This window comes from Acidovorax sp. HMWF018 (assembly GCF_003061035.1).
Lineage (GTDB): Bacteria > Pseudomonadota > Gammaproteobacteria > Burkholderiales > Burkholderiaceae_C > Acidovorax > Acidovorax delafieldii.
The window spans coordinates 1-18,407 of sequence record NZ_QAIM01000369.1 but is presented as its reverse complement, the minus strand read 5'-3'; the positions used below and the strand labels follow the sequence as shown (position 1 = coordinate 18,407).

Genomic DNA, 18,407 nt, shown 5'->3' with positions numbered 1-18,407 from the left:
TCCCCCCACCATTGATCCTGTTGCCGCCGCCCGTTGGCATGCCGCAGCCCCGGCTGCGTCCCCCTGGCTGCACGAAGAAGTGGCGCGCCGCATGGAGGACCGGTTGCAGTGGATTCGTCAGGCACCCGCCTCTTGGTGTCATTGGGACCCCGTCCGCGGAGGGCTGCAGGCGCATGCTCTGGTGAGTGCTCGCTACCCGCAGGCGCGTTGCCAGGTGTACGAGACCAGCGCGCATTGCGAGCCTGTGGCGAGGCAGACATTGGCCAAGCCCTGGTGGAACCCCTCCCGCTGGGGGGCCGGGGCCTTGCAAATGGGGCCGCCGGCCGATGCCAGCGTGCAGATGTTGTGGTCCAACATGGCGCTGCACATGGCGGCCGACCCGCAAGACCTGATCGGTCGCTGGCATCGTGCTTTGGCGGTGGACGGCTATCTGATGTTCTCGTGTCTCGGACCGGACACGCTGCGCGAACTGCATGGCGTGTACGCCGCCATGGGGTGGCCGCCTGCAGGCCATGCCTTTACCGACATGCACGACTGGGGGGACATGTTGGTGCATGCCGGTTTTGCAGAGCCGGTGATGGACATGGAGCGCATCACGCTCACCTTTGCCACGCCCGAGCGGCTGGTTCAAGAGCTGCGCGAGCTGGGTGTCAATTTGCATCCTGATCGCTTTCCCTCATTGCGCGGACGGCGCTGGCGCGACAAGCTCTACCAAGTGCTGTCCGAGCGTCTGGCCGATCCGGGCCAGGAGGGTCAGTTGGCACTGACTTTTGAAATCATCTATGGCCATGCCTTCAAGCCTGCACCCCGGGTGCGCGTCAGTTCCAGCAGTGCGGTGTCGCTGCAGGACATGCGCGCCATGTTGCGCAAGGGTGGCACTGAGAGCTAACCTGTAACGGCGTGTCAATGACTTGGAACAAGGCACGCTACAATTCTTGGTTATTGAGATTTCGGGCATCTTCCCGCGCAATTTGGCAGGCTGTGCTTGTTGTGCCCAAGGCGCAACGTGTGCTGCAGCCGGCAGTCTTGTGAGCACTCACGGTGACGGGCTTGGTTTTTCGTTTTGCCACGGTGTCGGGTCAGCGCATTGACTGGCGTCTGGTTCGCAATTGTTCGGTCACGCCGACGCAATTGGGCTGGATGTACCTGTCGCTGTGTGTGGTGTCCCTGGGGATCGCGACATTCTTCTGGATGCTCGGCGCCCACCTGGTGATGCCCTTCGCTTGGCTCGAAATCGTGGCAGTAGGGATTGCATTCGCCATGTACGGTCGCCATGCGGCGGATGGCGAGAGGATTTCATTGCAGGGCTCGCGCCTTGTGGTGGAGCTGGAGACAGCAGGCAGGCTGGAGCGCGCGGAGTTTGACCGGAGCCGGGTTCGCGTAGAGCCCAAGACGGGAGACCATTCGCTGATCACGCTGTCTGCGCAGGGCCGTTCGGTGGAGGTGGGGCGCTATGTGCGCCCAGAGCTCCGACCGGCCTTGGCATCGGAGATCCGCATGGCCTTGCGCGCTGCCTGACCCCACGCAGGCGCGCGAAAGGGATTGGTTAAATTGAGGCTTAGAAGTAAGTGAGAACTATGAAGAGCATTTCCAACAAGCTGGCTTCTCTGCTGCTGATTGCCGGTGCATGGGTGGGCTCCGCAGCCCATGCCGTTCAGGACCTGCCTGGCGGCCCTGCAGTCAACCAGCTGAACCTGGCGCCGCCCGTCACCAAGATCGCAGAAGAGCAGCACTTTCTGCACTGGATGATGCTGATCATCTGCACGGTGATCTTTGTTGCAGTGTTCTCCGTGATGTTCTACTCGATCTGGAAGCATCGCCGCTCCAAAGGCGCGAAGGCTGCCAACTTCCACGAGTCGGTGACGGTTGAAGTGGTGTGGACCATTGTTCCTTTCATCATCGTGATCCTGATGGCCTTGCCCGCCACCAAGGTGCTGGTGGCCCAAAAAGACACCACCAACGCCGACCTCACGATCAAGACCACGGGCTACCAGTGGAAGTGGGGTTATGACTACATCACGGGCGAAGGCGAAGGCCTGGCGTTTATCTCCACGCTGGACAGCAGCCACCGCGTGATGTCCGACAGCGGCAACGTCAAGGACGCTCCCGCCAACTACCTGCTCAAGGTGGACAACCCCATGGTGGTGCCGGTCAACAAGAAGATCCGCATCATCACTACGGCCAACGACGTGATCCACGCCTTCATGGTGCCTGCCTTCGGCATCAAGCAGGACGCGATCCCTGGTTTCGTGCGTGACACCTGGTTCCGCGCCGAGAAGATCGGCGACTACTACGGCCAGTGCGCCGAGCTGTGCGGCAAGGAACACGCCTACATGCCCATCCACGTGAAGGTGGTGTCCGCTGAGGACTACACCGCCTGGGTGGCCGAACAAAAGAAGAAGGCCGCAGCCAAGCTGGACGACCCCACGAAGGTGTGGGCACTGGACGACATTCTCAAGCGCGGCGAGAAGGTGTATGCGGCCAACTGCGCCGCCTGCCACCAGGCCAACGGCAAGGGAGCTGGCCCCATCAAGCCCCTCGACGGCGCTGCCGTGGTGCTGGATGCCGATCATGCAAAGCAGATCCAGGTGCTGCTCAAGGGGCAGAACAACGGCGCCATGCCTGCATGGGCACAGCTGAGCGACACCGACATCGCCGCCGTGGTCACCTATACCAAGAACAACTGGTCCAACAAGACCGGCCAGCTGGTGCAGCCAGCTGAAGTTGTGGCCCAGCGTGGCAAGTAATCATCGCCCCATCGTATTGAGGAATTCACCATGAGCGCAGTACTCGACAACCACGGGCACGCTGGCGACCACGCACACGACGGCCACGACCACCATGGCCCCACCGGCTGGCGCCGCTGGGTGTTTGCCACCAACCACAAAGACATCGGTACGCTGTACCTGCTGTTCTCGTTCACCATGCTGATGGTCGGCGGCATCCTGGCCCTGCTGATCCGCGCCGAGCTGTTCCAGCCCGGCCTGCAACTGGTGAACCCCGAGCTGTTCAACCAGCTCACCACCATGCACGGCCTCATCATGGTGTTCGGCGCGATCATGCCGGCCTTCGTGGGCTTTGCGAACTGGATGATCCCGCTGCAGATCGGCGCCTCCGACATGGCCTTTGCGCGCATGAACAACTTCAGCTTCTGGCTGATGATTCCTGCCGCGTTGATGCTGGTGAGCTCGTTCTTCATGCCCGGTGGCGCTCCCGCTGCGGGCTGGACGCTGTACGCACCGCTGACGCTGCAGATGGGGCCCTCCATGGATGCCGGCATCTTCGCGATGCACATCCTGGGTGCCTCGTCCATCATGGGCTCGATCAACATCATCGTGACCATCCTGAACATGCGCGCTCCCGGCATGACGCTGATGAAGATGCCCATGTTCGCCTGGACCTGGCTCATCACCGCCTACCTGCTGATCGCTGTGATGCCTGTGCTGGCCGGTGCCATCACCATGACGCTGACGGACCGCCACTTCGGCACCAGCTTCTTCAACCCCGCCGGTGGCGGTGACCCGGTGATGTACCAGCACATCTTCTGGTTCTTCGGTCACCCCGAGGTGTACATCATGATCTTGCCGGCCTTCGGCATCATCAGCCAGATCGTGCCCGCGTTCAGCCGCAAGAAGCTGTTTGGCTATGCCTCCATGGTGTACGCCACCTCGTCCATCGCGATCCTGTCGTTCATCGTGTGGGCCCACCACATGTTCACGACCGGCATGCCCGTGACCGGCCAGCTGTTCTTCATGTACGCCACGATGCTGATCTCGGTGCCCACGGCCGTGAAGATCTTCAACTGGATCGCCACGATGTGGCGCGGCTCCATGACGTTTGAAACCCCCATGCTGTTTGCCGTGGGCTTCATCTTCGTGTTCACCATGGGCGGTTTCACCGGCCTGATCCTGGCCATGGCGCCCATCGACATCCAGCTGCAGGACACCTACTACGTGGTGGCCCACTTCCACTACGTGCTGGTGGCAGGTTCGTTGTTCTCCATGTTTGCTGGCGTGTACTACTGGCTGCCCAAGTGGACCGGTGTGATGTATTCCGAAACCCGTGGCCAGATCCATTTCTGGGGTTCGCTGATCACCTTCAACATCACCTTCTTCCCGATGCACTTCCTGGGCTTGGCTGGCATGCCCCGTCGTTATGCCGACTACCCCATGCAGTTTGCTGACTTCAACGCGATTGCCTCGGTGGGTGCGTTTGGCTTCGGTCTGATGCAGGTGTACTTCTTCCTGGCGGTCGTTGTACCTGCAATGCGTGGCAACGGCGCCAAGGCCCCCGCCAAGCCATGGGACGGTGCCGAGGGCCTGGAGTGGGAAGTTCCTTCCCCCGCGCCTTTCCACACGTTTGAGAATCCTCCCAAACTGGACGCCACTGCAACCCGCGTGATTGGCTGAACACCATGTCCATGACCCCCGAGCAAAAAAAGAGCAACCTGCGGCTGGCGCTGATTCTGGCGTCCGTGGCGGTGGTGTTCTTTGTCGGGTTCATGGTCAAGGTGGTGTTGCTGTCCCGCTGAAGCCACTGGCCCAACCCATGAGCCTGCACCGCGAAAACGCCAAGATGGTCGGCAAGCTGGTCGTGATTGCGGCCGGCATGTTCGCCTTCGGCTACGTGCTGATCCCGATCTACAAGCACATCTGCGAGATGACGGGCATCAACATCCTGTCGCTGTCCGAGCGGCAGGTGCCTGGCAACGGTGTGGCCGGCAAGGATGTGCGCGTACCTGCCAACACCCAGGTGGACAAGTCGCGCACCATCACCGTGGAGTTCGACGCGAACTCGCGAGGTCCCTGGGACTTCAAGCCGGCGCAGCGTTCCGTGCAGGTGCACCCTGGTGAACTGACGACGGTGATGTACGAGTTCCAGAACGTGCAGAACCGTCGCATGGCCGCTCAGGCCATTCCCAGTTACGCGCCCCGGCAGGCCGCTGCGCACTTCAACAAGCTGGAATGTTTTTGCTTCAATCAGTACACCCTGGAGCCCGGTGAAAAGAAAACCTGGCCCGTGGCGTTCGTGATTGATCCGAAATTGTCCAAAGACGTCACCACGATCACGCTGTCGTACACCTTCTTCGAGGTGGGCGGCAAGACACCGGCAGCTCCCGAATCGACGGCGGCGGTGGTGCTGCCCGCGCCCAGCTCTGCAGGCATGCAAGGAGCCGGGTCATGAGTGCGCCCCTGGAGCCATCGGCAGACGTCAAGCCCTCGCAACGCAAGGGCTCGTTGCTGCGCACAGTGCGTGCAGTGGCATGGTCGCTGATTGGCTTGCGCAAAGGCAGCGAGTACCAGCAAGATGTCGAAAAGCTCAATCCGATTCACATCATCGTGGTGGGATTGATCGCGGTTTTCTTGCTCGTCATTGGTCTGATCGGGCTGGTGAACTGGATTGTGTGAGTGTGTGTTGGCTGGTTCGTGCGAACAAATACTGAAAACAAAGATTTTGAGAATCAGGAGCTGAAATGAGTGCATCAACCCACGGCGGAACCCCGTACTACTATGTGCCCGCCGAGTCCCGCCACCCGGTGATGGCCGCGGCCGGTCTGTTCTTTGTGATCCTCGGCGCAGGCCAGTGGATCAATGGCCACGACTGGGGTAAATATTCTCTGGCCGTGGGGCTGGTGTGGTGGCTGTTCACGCTGTACCAGTGGTTCGGCGACGCGGTGCGTGAGAGCGAAGGTGGCCTGTATGGTCACAAGATCGATCTGTCGTACCGCTGGAGCATGAGCTGGTTCATCTTCTCCGAGGTGATGTTCTTCGGCGCGTTCTTCACAGCCCTGTGGTGGGCACGCTCGCACTCGGTGCCTGCTTTGGGCAGCCTGGACAATGCGCTGCTCTGGCCCGATTTCAAGGCCGTCTGGCCCAGCCTCGCCGCTGGCGCCACCGCTTCGCCGGCCGGCATCATCGAGCCCTTCCAGACGGTGGGCCCCTTCTGGCTGCCCACGATCAACACAGCGCTGCTGCTGACCTCCGGCGTGACGCTGACCATTGCCCACCACGCCCTGCGTGAAAACCAGCGTGGCAAGACCATCGGCTTCATGTGGGCCACGGTGCTGCTGGGTTTCGTGTTCCTGCTGGTGCAAGGTTATGAGTACTACCACCTGTACACCGACCTGAACCTCAAGCTCAGCTCGGGTGTGTTCGGCTCCACGTTCTTCATGCTTACCGGGTTCCACGGCTTCCACGTGTTCCTGGGCATGCTGATGCTGCTGGTGATTACGCTGCGCTTGCAAAAGGGCCACTTCACGGCTGACAAGCACTTTGGCTTTGAAGGTGCGGCCTGGTACTGGCACTTTGTGGACGTGGTGTGGCTGGGTCTGTACGTGCTGGTCTACTGGATGTAAGTCAGACCCGGACGCCATCAAAAAAAGCGCCTCGCGGCGCTTTTTTTGTTCCACCCTCTGCGTGCTGGCCAGTGGTGGCCTGTGATGGGCCCAAGCCCCCCAGGCTGCGGACCAAGCCCTCAGGTCAACGGGTGGCGGGCAGGCCGGTGGGCTGGATATATCCCAGCTGCCAGGCCACCAGAATGCACAAAAACAGCACGATGGACAGCCCGACACGCACCGCCAGCGCTTTGGCCATGTGGTTGCCCTTGCTCTTGTCGTCGCGCCCATTGCGCATCATGAAGAACAGGGCCGATGCCAGGCTGGCCAAAATGGCGAGGAACGCCAGCACTACGAGGTATTTCATGGAGCGCATTATCCTGTGACCCCCCTTCGTCGTCCTGTGGACCTGCGTTTTTGGCTCATTACCCTGGCTGCGGTGGTGGGCATGCTGGTCACCGCCTCTTTAGGGCGCTGGCAATTGTCGCGAGCCGCCCAGAAAGAATCGCTGCAGGCGATGCTGGATGCGCGCGCCACCTTGCCGGCCATTGATGGACGCGCGCTGACAGACCTGACTAACCAGACACCCGAGGCGCAACAGGCCCTTGTACACCGTGCTGTGGTGCTGCAGGGGCGCTGGTGGCCTGAGCACACGGTATATCTGGACAATCGGCAGATGCAGGGGCGCCCTGGGTTTTTTGTGCTCACGCCACTGCAGCTTTCTGGCGGGGGTGCTGGGGTGGTGCTGGTGCAGCGCGGATGGGTGGGGCGCAATTTCCAGGTCCGCACCCAGCTGCCTTCCGTGACCACGCCGGCTGATACCGAGGTGCGCGTTCAAGGCCGCGTGGCCCTGGCGCCCTCGCGGCTGTATGAGTTCCAAGGGGGCAATAGCGCACAGGGGTCTTCCCGCATCCGGCAAAATCTCGACTTGGCAGCGTTCCGTACCGAAACCGGTCTGGCGCTCGCCCCCCTTACGGTGTTGCAGACAGGCCCGGCAGGCGACGCGGGCGATGGCTTGCAACGCGACTGGTCTGTGGTCGGCGCAGGCGTCGAAAAACACTACGGTTACGCATTTCAATGGTTCGGGCTCTGCGGCCTGATAGCACTCCTTTATGTCTGGTTCCAAATCGTCCGACGGTTCATTCGCCCGCGCAGCCAGCCTGCCGCCTGATTCACAGGCGGGCGCCCGCGCAGAGCACCCGCTGGGGCTGACCGTGCACACCTTGCCCGAGGCGGGGGATGCGGTCGCCACCGTGCAGCGTGCGCGCCATGGGCGCTGGAAGATGCTGGGCGTGTTGCTGATCTGCGCGGCGCCGGTGGTTGCCTCGTACTTCACTTACTACGTGATCCGCCCGGAGGGGCGGCGCAATTACGGCGAGTTGATCAATCCCCAGCGCACGGTGCCTGCGCTCACGGCTTCCACGCTCGATGGGGGACCCGCCCGGCTGGAGTCCCTCAAAGGCCAATGGTTGCTGGTGAGCGTGGCCGGGGGCGACTGTGATCCGGCCTGCCAGAAGCACCTGTACCTGCAGCGCCAGCTGCGCGAGAGCCTGGGCAAGGAAAAGGACCGTGTGGACTGGGTCTGGCTGATCAACGACAACGCTTTGCCTCCGGCCGCCCTCACGCCCGCCCTGCAACAGGCCACCGTGTTGCGGGTGGACCCGAGTGCGCTCAAGGCCTGGCTGGAGCCTGCCCCGGGCCAGCAGCTGGCGGACCACCTCTACGTCGTGGACCCGATGGGCAACTGGATGATGCGTTTTCCGGCCGCCATGGACACCGGTGGCGCCGCCAAGGCCAAGCGTGACCTGGAGCGCCTGCTGCGCGCTTCTTCTTCGTGGGACGAGCCGGGGCGGCCGGTCAAGCCATGACCGATACCCAACCGCTATACGACCTGGCTCCAGTGCTCGAGCTGATGCTGCTCGGCCTGGTGATCGCCCTGGGGCCGCTGGTCTGGGTGTGGGCGCGTAACCGCCGCAGCTCTCCCATGCGGCGCCTGCAGGCGCTCACGGTGCTCACGTTGTTCCTCACGTTTGATCTGGTGCTGTTTGGCGCTTTCACGCGCCTGACCGACTCGGGCCTCGGTTGTCCCGACTGGCCCGGCTGCTATGGCAGTGCCAGCCCGGTGGGCGCCCGCGCCGAGATATCAGCCGCCCAGCAGGCCATGCCCACCGGCCCAGTGACCCACGGCAAGGCCTGGATCGAGATGATCCACCGTTACCTCGCCACGGGGGTGGGGGTGCTGATCATCGTCATCACTGTCTCCTCCTGGGTGCAGCTGCGGCGTGCCCAGCGCGATGGCGGGCAGGCGCCTCCGCTCAGTCCCTGGTGGCCTACGGTGACCTTGTTGTGGGTGTGCCTGCAGGGTGCGTTTGGCGCGCTCACGGTGACCATGAAGCTCTTTCCCGCCATCGTTACCTTGCACCTGATCGGTGGCCTGGTGCTGCTGGCCCTATTGTGTGTGCAGGCGGTACGACATACCCACAGTGCCCAGGGGCGCTCACCGGTGGCCCTGTCCCCCGCGCTGCGCTGGGGGCTGGCGGTGACCACGCTGCTGCTGGCCCTGCAGGTGGTGCTGGGGGGCTGGGTCAGCACCAACTACGCGGTGCTGGCATGCACCACCTTTCCTACCTGCCAGGGCAGCTGGTGGCCCGCCATGGACTTTGCGCAAGGCTTCCAGATCTGGCGCAAGCTGGGCCTGTTGCAAGACGGCAGCCACATCAGCTTTGCTGCGCTCACCGCCATTCACTACGTGCACCGCCTGATGGCCTATGTGGTGCTGCTGGCGCTGGGCCTGGTGGCTTGGCGCTTTCACCTCAGTGGCGTGTTGCCCACGCAGGCGCGGTGGATCGGCGGGCTGGCCTTGCTGCAACTGGTGACGGGTTTGTCCAACGTGGTGCTGGACTGGCCCCTGGTGGCGGCGGTGCTGCATACCGGCGGTGCCGCAGCTTTGGTGGTGGTATTGACCTGGGCCCTGGTGTCCAGCCGCGCAGCGCCCGCGCCCCGAGAGTTTTCCGCGCCCACGGGCGCATCGAGAGTATCTGCATGAGTGTTGCCCCCTCCGCCGTTGCTGCGCCGCCCTCGCGGTTCCAGCAGTTTTATGCGCTGACCAAGCCCCGCGTGGTACAGCTCATCGTCTTTTGTGCGCTGATCGGCATGGTGCTGGCCGTGCCCGGCCTGCCCAACGCTGCGCAACTGGGCCACATGGCGCTGGCCTGCCTGGGCGTGTGGTTGGTGGCGGGTGCTGCAGCCGCGTTCAACTGCATCGTCGAGCAAGGCATTGACGCCAAGATGAAGCGCACCGCCTGGCGGCCCACGGCCAAGGGCGAGCTGTCCAACGCGCAGACCCTGCTGTTCTCGGCCGTACTCTGTGCCGCAGGCTCCGTGCTGCTGTATGTCTGGATCAACCCGCTGACCATGTGGCTCACCTTTGCCACCTTTGTGGGTTACGCGGTGGTCTACACCGTGATCCTCAAGCCCTTGACGCCCCAGAACATCGTCATTGGCGGCGCCTCGGGGGCCATGCCTCCGGTGCTGGGTTGGGCGGCCATGACCAACGATGTAGGGCCCGAGGCGCTTATCCTCTTCCTCATCATCTTTTTGTGGACGCCACCGCATTTCTGGGCGTTGGCCCTGTACCGGGTGGAGGACTACCGCAAGTCTGGCCTGCCCATGCTGCCGGTCACGCACGGCAACGAGTTCACGCGGTTGCAGGTGTTCTTGTACACGCTGATCCTGCTGGCCGGGTGCATGATGCCATTCATCTACGGTATGAGTTCCTGGATCTATCTGGTTGCTGCCGTGCTCCTCAGTCTGGGTTTCTGCGGCTACGCGTTCGCGCTGTGGCGCAATTATTCGGACGCTCTGGCCCGCAAGACCTTCCGCTTCTCCCTTATCCACCTGAGCGTGCTGTTTGCTGCACTGCTGGTGGACCACTATGTGCTGTGATGATCTCCATGCAGAAACGAAATGCTCTTCAATTGATAGCGGCGAGTGCAATATCCATATGCGCTACAGGCCTCCTGGGTGCATGTTCCGAGAAAAAGGCCGAATTCCGCGGCGTGGACATCACCGGCGCTGAGTACGCCCGCGACATTCCCTTGACTGACCACAACGGCCAGCCACGCCACATCAAGGACTTTGCCGGCAAGGTGGTGGTGGTGTTCTTCGGCTACACCCAGTGCCCCGACGTGTGTCCCACGTCGATGCAGGAGCTGGCCGAGGTCAAGCAGATGCTGGGCAAGGACGCAGGCCGTCTGCAGGGCATTTTTGTGACGGTGGACCCGGAGCGCGACACGCCCGAAGTGCTCAAGGCCTACATGGCCAATTTCGACCCCAGCTTCTTGGCGCTGCATGGCACACCCGAGCAGCTGGCCGCCGTCGCCAAGGACTTCAAGATCTATTACAAGAAAGTCGATGGCAAGACGCCCACCAGCTACACCATGGACCACTCTGCAGGTAGCTACGTGTACGACCCCGCAGGGCGCCTGCGGGTCTACAACCGCTATGGCAGCGGCGCACAGGCCCTGGCGGCCGATGTGAAGGTGTTGTTGGCCGAGGCCGGTGGCTGAGCCCCTCCAGCCCCTGAGTGACCCGGGGCCTGTGCCAGGTCGCCGTTATGCGAGGCACCGTGCGGGCCCGCACTTGCTCTGGTGCTCTCGGGCCTTATTCGGCCTTGATGCCCCGCATCGCAATCACGCCGCCCAGCAGATTGGTGTCGGCCTTGATGCGGTTGGCCAGGCCTTCGGGAGACGAGCCCACCGTCTGCCACCCTTGCTGGAACAGCTTGCTGCGCACGTCTTCGCTGCGGGCGATCTCGCTGATCAGAGCGGCCAGCTTGGCCTGGATGGGCTTGGGCATGGTGGAAGGCGCTGCGAAGGCGTTCCAGATTTCCAGGTTGAAGTTGCTGATGCCTGCCTCGGCCAGGCTCGGCACCTCGGGTGCCAGCGGGCTGCGCCCAGAGGAGGTCACGCCGATCGCGCGCAGCTTGCCCGCACGCACCTGGGCTTGTGCCAATGCCGGGGGCAGCAGCGCCATCTGCAGCTGGCCGCCCAGCATCGCGTTGGCCACCTGCGGATAGCCAGGGTAGGGCACATGCACGGGGTTGATGTTGCTGCGCGCCTTGAGCAGCTCGGTGCCGATGTGGCCCACCGTGCCCACGCCTGGCGTGCCGTAGCTCCACTTGTCACCACCATTGCGTGCTGCCACGAAGAAGTCGCGGGCACTGCTGTTGGCGGCCACGCCGGGCTGGTTGACGGGTGCAGTCAGAATCAGCGGTGAGGTGCCAATCAGGCTCAGCGGTGCCAGGTCCTTGATCGGGTCATACGGAACCGCCGGGTTCAGCAGCTTGGCAATCGTCATGTTGCCGTTGATCATCAGCCCGATGGTGTGATCGTCACGGGCCTTGGCCACTGCGTCGGCGCCAATGTTGCCGCCTGCGCCCACCTTGTTGTCCACGATCACAGGCTGGCCCAGGGCCTTGGACAGGGGTTCCGAGAACGTGCGTGCCGTCAGGTCCGGCGACGAGCCCGCAGGAAAGCCCACGATGATCTTCAGCGGCTTGGTGGGCCAGGCCAGCGGCGCGGGCGCAGTGGCAGCAGCCTTGCCGGCGCTTTGCGCCAGGGCCCAGGGGGATGCGGCAGCCAGCGCGATCAACAGCGAAGCACGGCGGGAAACACGGCCAGGAAAGGCGGGACGTGAGGGCATGGGGTGCAATCTCCTTGAAGAATATTCGGGGGCCCAAACGACGCGGGGCCCCAGAACTGGGGCCCCGCGAGGCAACTTCTGCAGCCGGGGATATTAACCCCGCTGCCCGGACCGGTCAGGCGTATTCGGCCAGGGCCTTTTTCATCTTCTTCATGGCAGCCACTTCGATCTGGCGAATGCGCTCGGCGCTCACGCCGTACACCGCCGCCAGGTCGTGCAGCGTCATGCCGCCGCTGCCGTCGTCATTGACCTTGAGCCAGCGCTCTTCCACGATGCGGCGGCTGCGGTCGTCCAGGCTGGCCAGTGCGTTGGCAATGCCGTCGGTAGCCAGGGCGTCGCGTTGGCGCGACTCGATCATGGCCGTGGGCTCGTGCGATGCATCGGCCAGGTAGGCAATGGGGCCAAACGCCTGCTCGCCATCGTCGGCGGGGGCCGGGTCCAGCAATACGTCGCCACCCGCCATGCGGGTTTCCATTTCGATGACTTCTTCGCGCTTCACATTGAGCTGCGCGGCCACGGCGTCGATCTCATGGTCCGACAGGGTGTCGCGGTGCGTGGCGGCATCGGCGGCCGATGCATCGGCCTTGAAGCCCTGCTTCATGGAGCGCAGGTTGAAGAACAGCTTGCGCTGCGCCTTGGTGGTCGCCACCTTGACCATGCGCCAGTTCTTCAGGATGTATTCGTGGATCTCGGCCTTGATCCAGTGCATGGCGTAGCTCACCAGGCGCACGCCCTGGTCGGGGTCGAAGCGCTTGACGGCCTTCATCAGGCCCACATTGCCTTCCTGGATCAGGTCGCCATGGGGCAGTCCGTAGCCCAGGTACTGGCGTGCAATCGAAACCACGAGGCGCAGGTGCGACATCACCAGCCGGCCGGCGGCGTCCAGATCGTTGTTGTCCTTGAGCTGGCGTGCGTAAGTCTGCTCTTCTTCGTGCGTGAGCAGGGGCAGGCGGTTGACGGCCGAAATGTAGGCGTCCAGATTGCCCAAGGGGGGCACCAGCGCCCAGGGATTGGCGGGCGCCAGAGACATCGTCGCGGTTCCAGATTGAATGTTCATTCCGGGAATCCTTTCCTCTAAGCCATGATATTAGCACTCTCTATGATTGAGTGCTAAGCCCGGAGTTCCCGTCGGGTTGCTCATTGATACCGTTGGACTTTTTTGAGTCAAATTGCCATCAAGCGCTAGTGTTTCATGCCTGTGAAGCTATAAAAATCATAGTAACGGGCGGTCGCTGCAATATCTTCAGACGGTCAGATCCACCTGCTGCACTGTGCCCACGCTGCCGTTTTCCCGCAGGTAGGCGCTGGTGGAGCGCACGGTGCCCAGGCTGGCGTTGTCGGCGGCGCGCAGGGCAAAAGGGGTGGCGACGGCGTTGGTGGAGAGTGCGCCCACGCCCACGTCGGCCAAGGTGCGCAGGCTGCCGGCGCCCTCGGCGCCCTCGGCGCCATCCGCCGATGGAGTCCACACCTGCAGCTGCTGAAAGACCGGGTCCGCCTCGTCAATCCAGCCGTTGCCGTCGCTGTCATAGGCGGCCAGTTCGGCAAAGCCGTTGCCGGTGCCGGGGCCGAACAGCTCCCGGCCGTTGTCGATGCGGCTGTTGTGGTTCAGGTCCAGGGCCAGGTAGCCCCGGTTGCCTGAGAGCAGGGGCACGTTGTCGGTCTGGCCGTCGCTGTCCAGGTCGAACTCAAAGCGCAGGTCCTGCAACTGCGCGGCCGAGCCGTCGAAGTTGATGACCAGCGGGTCTACCGCCACAGCGTCGCCCAGGCGCAGGCTGAACGATGATTCCTGGCGGTAGCTGCGCTGCATATCCAGCTGCAGGCTGAAGCGGATTTCCCGCCCGTCGGCGGTGCGCACGGTGCCCTGGGTGGCAAACTGGGTGCTTTCGGTTTCTACGACCACTTCGCGTTGCTCCACCAGCAGGCCCCACCCGGCACGGGGACGGCCTGCATCGGCGGTCGGCGTTGTCGCGGGGCGGCTGGCGGGTGGGGAGGGTGCGGGATCCGTCTGGCCGGTGTACACCCGCACCTGCACACCCGTCATGCGGGCAATCAGGTCGCGGATCATGGCGAGCTGGGGTGTCAGGCCGTCGCTGGGGCTGCTGCCGGGCGCGGCATCTGCGGCATGGGTGGGGTCGATGGCCTCCTGGGCGGCGCGGGCCACGCGTGCAGCGCTGGAAATTTGTACGGCCGGGCTCGCTCGGGTAAGGCCAGGGGCGCTGGTGGGGCGGCGCTCGCCGACCCAGGCTTCAAAGCGGCTGCTTTGGGTGTCCACGCGGCTGGCAACGTGCTGGGCCTGCATCTGCAGGGCGGACGATTCAATCTTCATGGGACACCTCCAGGGCTTCCACACAGAGATATCGACGCCATGGAAAGAGAACTTGAATGTTGCCTTGCCCTTTTTCCTTGTTTCCTTTCGCCGGGTACCCGATGGCTGGCGTGGTGGCAGTCTCCGCCCCCCAGCTACACCTCTTGCCGCACCCGGCTTTCAAAGTCTTCGAGCGTCAGCGGGCGGCCAAACAGGTAGCCCTGGAAAGCCTGGCAGCCATGGGCCAAAAGAAATTGGTAGTGGGCGGTGGTCTCCACCCCCTCGGCGATCACGGACAGGCCCAGGCTGCCTGCCAGCGCGATGATGGAGCGGGCGATGGCCGCGTCGCTGGCGTCCAGCAGCACGTCGCGCACAAAGCCCTGGTCTATCTTGATCTGGTCCAGTGGCAGGCGCTTGAGGTAGCTGAGCGACGAGTAGCCCGTGCCAAAGTCGTCCAGCGAAAACCCCAGGCCATGGGCCTTGAGGGCGCGCATGGTGGCGATCACGCTGTCCACGTTGTCCAGCAGCAGGCTTTCGGTCAGCTCCAGTTTGATCTGCGCGGGGTTGGCGCCGGTCTGCTGCACCAGCGCCAGCACCTGGGCCACAAAGTCGTCTTGCAGAAACTGGCGTGCGCTCACGTTGATGGCAAGGCTCAGCTGCGCAAACTGCGGGTCTTGTTGCCAGCGGGCCTGCTGGCGCAGGGCGGTTTCCATGACCCAGTGCCCCAGTGGCAGGATGAGGCCCGATTCTTCCGCCAGCGGAATGAACTCCGACGGCGGCACCATGCCCTGGACCGGATGCTGCCAGCGCACCAGGGCCTCTGCGCTGGTCACGCGCCCCTGGCTGTCCACCTGCGGCTGGTACAGCAGCAGGAACTGCGCGCGCCGCAGGCCGTTGTGCAGCTCGGTTTCCAGCAGGGCGCGGCGGTTCACGGCCTGCTGCATGTCGGGGTCAAAAAAGCGCAGTGTGTTGCGCCCGGCGTCCTTGGCACGGTACATGGCCATGTCGGCCTGCTTGAGCACCTCGTCCACCGAGTCGCGCTGGTGATTGAGCAGGGTCACGCCGATGCTGGCGGTGAAGTGGTGTTCGTGCCCCGCCAGCTCGTAGGGCTGGCGCAATTGCGCCAGGATCAGCTCGCCCAGCGTGCGCGCCTGCGCGGCGGCCTCGGGGGCGTCGCTGCTCAGGTTCTGCAGCACCACCACAAACTCGTCACCTCCGAGGCGGGCCACGGTGTCCTGCTCGCGCACACAGCTGCGCAGGCGCTGGGCAACGTCCTTGAGCAGCAGGTCGCCCACCTCGTGGCCCCGGGTGTCGTTCAGGGTCTTGAAGTTGTCCAGGTCCACAAACAGCACGGCCGTGGTGAGGCCCGAGCGCGCGCCGTTGACCAGCACCTGCTGCAGCCGGTCCACCAGCAGGCGGCGGTTGGGTAGTTGTGTGAGTGCGTCGTAGAACGCCAGGTAGCGTGCCTCGTCCTCGGCGGCCTTGCGGCCCGAGATGTCGATGTCGATGCAGAACATCTCGGGCGGGTGCCCCGGCACCTGGATGTAGGCATGGCTGGAGAACACATGCACCGGCGTGCCGTCCTTGCGCTGCAGTTGCAGCTCGCCCGCCGGGATCACCTCGCCGGTGGCGAACATGTGCTGCATGTGTGCTCGCACGCCGTCGCGCATGGGCGGCGGGATGATGAGGTCGAGCAGGTTGCCGCCCAGGGCTTCTTCGGCCGTGTAGCCGTACAGCTGCTCGGACGCCTGGTTCCAGTAGCTGGTGGTGCCGTCCTGCAGGTAGCCTTGCACCGAGATGGACGGAATATTGCGCAGCAGCGAGCGAAAACGCAGCTCGGACTCGCGCAGCGCACTTTCAGCCTGCTTGCGCTTCGTGATGTCGCGGGCGAGGAACACCACAGCCGCCTGGCCACCCACCTGCACGCCCAGGGGCTGGGTGCGTCCTTCGAACTGGCGCAGCCCTGACAGGGTCTGCAGCTCGTATTCCACGCTGTGGGTCTGGCCAGACTGCAGCGTGTCCCGGATGAGCGCCATGAACCGTTCTGCCTGCTCGGCGGGCAGCACATCGTGCAGCCGTTTACCTACCAGCTCGGGGGCGCTGGCGACCAGGGTGGCGTCGTTGGGGGACAGTACCTCCACATACCGGCCCTGGGCATCCAGCACCAGCAGCACATCGGGGATAGCCTGGGTGATGGCATGCAGGCGGGCTGCCGTGCCAGTGAGTGCACGCTCGGTGGCCATGCGTTGCTCCACATCGTGCAGCAGCAGGCCCAGCACCACAGTGGCTGGGGTGAAGGTCAGCAGATAGGGCAGGGCCAGCGTCTGGTTGATGCGCTGCACGGCCTCGGCGGGCAGCAGCTGAAACAGCGCGATCACCGCCGTGTGCAGCAGCAGCCCGAACAGCGCGAGGGGGATGGGCTCCACCCCCAGCCGCCCCCGGGCGCGGCCCTCGCGGTACACCAGCCCCATGGCTGTGCACAGCACGATCACCATCAGCCCCACCTCGGCACCCGCGCCCCCCAGCCACAGGCGCCCAGTGGCCGCCATCAGCGCCGCAATGCCCGCCACCAGCGGGCCGCCAAACAGGCCGGCCATGCTCAGCACTACCGAGCGCGCGTCAAAGATCACGCCCGGCATCAGCACCACCGGGGTGAGCATGCCCACCACGCAGATGCCGCCGAAGATCAGCCCCGAAAAGACCTGGCCCACCCACGGGTGCTGGCGCCAGAAGCGGATGTTGAACCCATGCAGAAAGCACAGCGCCAGCAGCAGCGCAACGCCTTTGACCAGCTCAATGAACATGGGCCTCCGTGCTTTCCGAGGGGAAAGCCCATGATGGAGGAAACGTTGCGATCCGTAAACGTGTAAATGGCCCCGGATGGGGCCATTGCTCACAAGGTTGAGGGGAGATCGCGAGGCTCAGCTCAGCAAAGCCTGGGCAAATTCGCGGGCGTTGAAGGTTTCCAGGTCTTCGAGCTTTTCGCCCACACCGATGAAATACACCGGGATGGGGCGTTCCTGCGCGATGGCGGCCAGCACGCCGCCCTTGGCCGTGCCGTCCAGTTTGGTGACGATCAGGCCGGTGAGCTGCAGCGCATCGTCAAACGCACGCACCTGGGCCAGCGCGTTCTGGCCGGTGTTGCCGTCGATCACCAGCAGCACCTCGTGCGGGGCGGTGGCATCAGCCTTGGTGACCACGCGGCGGATCTTTTTCAGCTCCTCCATCAGGTGCAGCTGCGTGGGCAGGCGGCCGGCGGTGTCCACCAGCACCACGTCCTTGCCGCGCGCCTTGCCGGCGGTTACGGCATCAAAGCTCACGGCGGCAGGGTCGCCGCCTTCCTGGCTCACGATCTCGACCGTGTTGCGGTCGGCCCACACGCCCAGCTGCTCGCGGGCAGCGGCGCGGAAGGTGTCGGCGGCGGCCAGCAGCACGGCGGCGCCTTCGCCCGCCAGGTGCTTGGTGAGCTTGCCGATGGAGGTGGTCTTGCCCGCGCCGTTCACGCCAGCCACCATGATCACGGTGGGCGTGTGCTCGCCAATCACCAGGGCTTTTTCGAGCGGGCACAGCAGGTCGGCCAGCGCGTCGGCCAGCAGGCCCTTGACTGCCGCAGGGTCGGTGGTCTTGCTGTCCTTCACGCGGCGCTTGAGGTCCGTCAGCAGGTGCGTGGTGGCTTTCACGCCGGTGTCGGCCATCAGCAGGGCCTCTTCCAGCTCCTCATACAGCGCGTCGTCAATCTGGGTGCCGGTGAAGACGGTGGCAATGCTGCTGCCAGTCTTGCGCAGGCCCGCCTTGAGGCGGTCCAGCCAGCCTTTGCGTTCAGGCGCCGGGGCAGTAGGCGCAGCCGAGGTTGCAGATGCTGCCACTGGCGCAGGCGGTGGTGTGACGGGCGTGGGTGGTGCAACCGGCGCAGGTGCAGCAACGGAAATCGGGGGCGCCACGGGGAGCAATGCAGGGCTTGCAACCACTGGAGCAGCGGCGGGCGCCGTGGCTGCCGGTGCTGCAGGGGGCGGTGGTGTGACGGCCGGTGCCACCGGAGGCATCGCCACGGGCGCTGGCGGGGTC

At 64.1% G+C, this 18,407-nt stretch carries 19 protein-coding genes; 13 read left to right on the top strand and 6 right to left on the bottom strand.

The annotated features are described in order from the left end of the window. The 8 genes from DBR23_RS14240 to DBR23_RS14210 all read left to right on the top strand — a co-directional run. A partial coding sequence (locus DBR23_RS14240; RefSeq protein ID WP_233250460.1) for a methyltransferase domain-containing protein occupies nt 1–889 on the top strand: 889 nt, incomplete at its 5' end. Between the two features lie 152 nt (nt 890–1,041). Next, nucleotides 1,042–1,518, top strand: coding sequence for a DUF2244 domain-containing protein (locus DBR23_RS14235; RefSeq protein ID WP_056066007.1), 477 nt, complete (start codon nt 1,042–1,044; stop codon nt 1,516–1,518). A gap of 59 nt (nt 1,519–1,577) precedes the next feature. After that, nucleotides 1,578–2,747, top strand: a complete 1,170-nt coding sequence (gene coxB / locus DBR23_RS14230) for a cytochrome c oxidase subunit II (protein ID WP_056746812.1) — start codon at nt 1,578–1,580, stop codon at nt 2,745–2,747. A gap of 30 nt (nt 2,748–2,777) precedes the next feature. Beyond that, nucleotides 2,778–4,409 (top strand): cytochrome c oxidase subunit I, encoded by a 1,632-nt coding sequence (gene ctaD / locus DBR23_RS14225; RefSeq protein WP_056066001.1) that lies wholly within the window; start codon nt 2,778–2,780, stop codon nt 4,407–4,409. 11 nt (nt 4,410–4,420) lie between these two features. Then, nucleotides 4,421–4,531 carry a cytochrome oxidase small assembly protein gene (locus DBR23_RS30710; protein WP_225581085.1) on the top strand — a complete coding sequence of 37 codons (111 nt, stop codon included), beginning with the start codon at nt 4,421–4,423 and terminating at the stop codon, nt 4,529–4,531. A 17-nt stretch (nt 4,532–4,548) separates the two neighbouring features. Beyond that, a complete protein-coding gene (locus DBR23_RS14220) occupies nt 4,549–5,184 on the top strand; it encodes a cytochrome c oxidase assembly protein (RefSeq protein ID WP_056746811.1) in 636 nt (211 codons plus the stop codon). Next, nucleotides 5,181–5,408, top strand: coding sequence for a DUF2970 domain-containing protein (locus DBR23_RS14215; RefSeq protein ID WP_056065993.1), 228 nt, complete (start codon nt 5,181–5,183; stop codon nt 5,406–5,408). The genes DBR23_RS14220 and DBR23_RS14215 overlap by 4 nt, the downstream gene beginning before the upstream one ends. A gap of 65 nt (nt 5,409–5,473) precedes the next feature. Further along, nucleotides 5,474–6,355, top strand: a complete 882-nt coding sequence (locus tag DBR23_RS14210) for a cytochrome c oxidase subunit 3 (RefSeq protein WP_056065990.1) — start codon at nt 5,474–5,476, stop codon at nt 6,353–6,355. Nucleotides 6,356–6,479: 124 nt separating this feature from the next. Here DBR23_RS14210 and DBR23_RS14205 read toward each other — a convergent pair whose 3' ends face one another. Continuing rightward, nucleotides 6,480–6,701, bottom strand: coding sequence for a twin transmembrane helix small protein (locus DBR23_RS14205; protein WP_056065987.1), 222 nt, complete (start codon nt 6,699–6,701; stop codon nt 6,480–6,482). A 15-nt stretch (nt 6,702–6,716) separates the two neighbouring features. Here DBR23_RS14205 and DBR23_RS14200 point away from each other — a divergent pair, with 15 nt between their 5' ends. The 5 genes from DBR23_RS14200 to DBR23_RS14180 are packed head-to-tail and all read left to right on the top strand — an operon-like array spanning nt 6,717 to nt 10,902. Further along, the gene (locus tag DBR23_RS14200) at nt 6,717–7,505 is read left to right on the top strand and encodes an SURF1 family protein (RefSeq protein WP_108498686.1); all 789 of its coding nucleotides are present in this window, start codon (nt 6,717–6,719) and stop codon (nt 7,503–7,505) included. Beyond that, complete coding sequence (locus DBR23_RS14195) at nt 7,447–8,202, top strand: hypothetical protein (RefSeq protein WP_108498685.1); 756 nt, start codon at nt 7,447–7,449, stop codon at nt 8,200–8,202. The genes DBR23_RS14200 and DBR23_RS14195 overlap by 59 nt, the downstream gene beginning before the upstream one ends. Beyond that, nucleotides 8,199–9,380, top strand: coding sequence for a heme A synthase (locus DBR23_RS14190; RefSeq protein ID WP_108498684.1), 1,182 nt, complete (start codon nt 8,199–8,201; stop codon nt 9,378–9,380). The genes DBR23_RS14195 and DBR23_RS14190 overlap by 4 nt, the downstream gene beginning before the upstream one ends. Further along, nucleotides 9,377–10,279, top strand: coding sequence for a heme o synthase (gene cyoE, locus DBR23_RS14185; protein WP_108498683.1), 903 nt, complete (start codon nt 9,377–9,379; stop codon nt 10,277–10,279). Before DBR23_RS14190 ends, cyoE begins: the two co-directional genes overlap by 4 nt. Nucleotides 10,280–10,287: 8 nt before the next feature. Beyond that, complete coding sequence (locus DBR23_RS14180; protein WP_165836512.1) at nt 10,288–10,902, top strand: SCO family protein; 615 nt, start codon at nt 10,288–10,290, stop codon at nt 10,900–10,902. Between the two features lie 94 nt (nt 10,903–10,996). On the opposite strand, the gene DBR23_RS14175 is transcribed toward DBR23_RS14180, so the two are convergent. The 5 genes from DBR23_RS14175 to ftsY all read right to left on the bottom strand — a co-directional run. Next, nucleotides 10,997–12,037 carry a tripartite tricarboxylate transporter substrate binding protein gene (locus DBR23_RS14175; RefSeq protein ID WP_108498682.1) on the bottom strand — a complete coding sequence of 347 codons (1,041 nt, stop codon included), beginning with the start codon at nt 12,035–12,037 and terminating at the stop codon, nt 10,997–10,999. Nucleotides 12,038–12,152: 115 nt separating this feature from the next. Then, nucleotides 12,153–13,094, bottom strand: coding sequence for an RNA polymerase sigma factor RpoH (gene rpoH / locus DBR23_RS14170; RefSeq protein WP_056065967.1), 942 nt, complete (start codon nt 13,092–13,094; stop codon nt 12,153–12,155). Between the two features lie 186 nt (nt 13,095–13,280). After that, nucleotides 13,281–14,363, bottom strand: coding sequence for a hypothetical protein (locus DBR23_RS14165; RefSeq protein WP_108498681.1), 1,083 nt, complete (start codon nt 14,361–14,363; stop codon nt 13,281–13,283). Between the two features lie 134 nt (nt 14,364–14,497). Then, nucleotides 14,498–17,146 (bottom strand): EAL domain-containing protein, encoded by a 2,649-nt coding sequence (locus DBR23_RS14160; protein ID WP_108498680.1) that lies wholly within the window; start codon nt 17,144–17,146, stop codon nt 14,498–14,500. 117 nt (nt 17,147–17,263) lie between these two features. After that, the coding region (gene ftsY, locus DBR23_RS14155; protein WP_369882117.1) for a signal recognition particle-docking protein FtsY at nt 17,264–18,407 on the bottom strand (1,144 nt) is incomplete at its 5' end.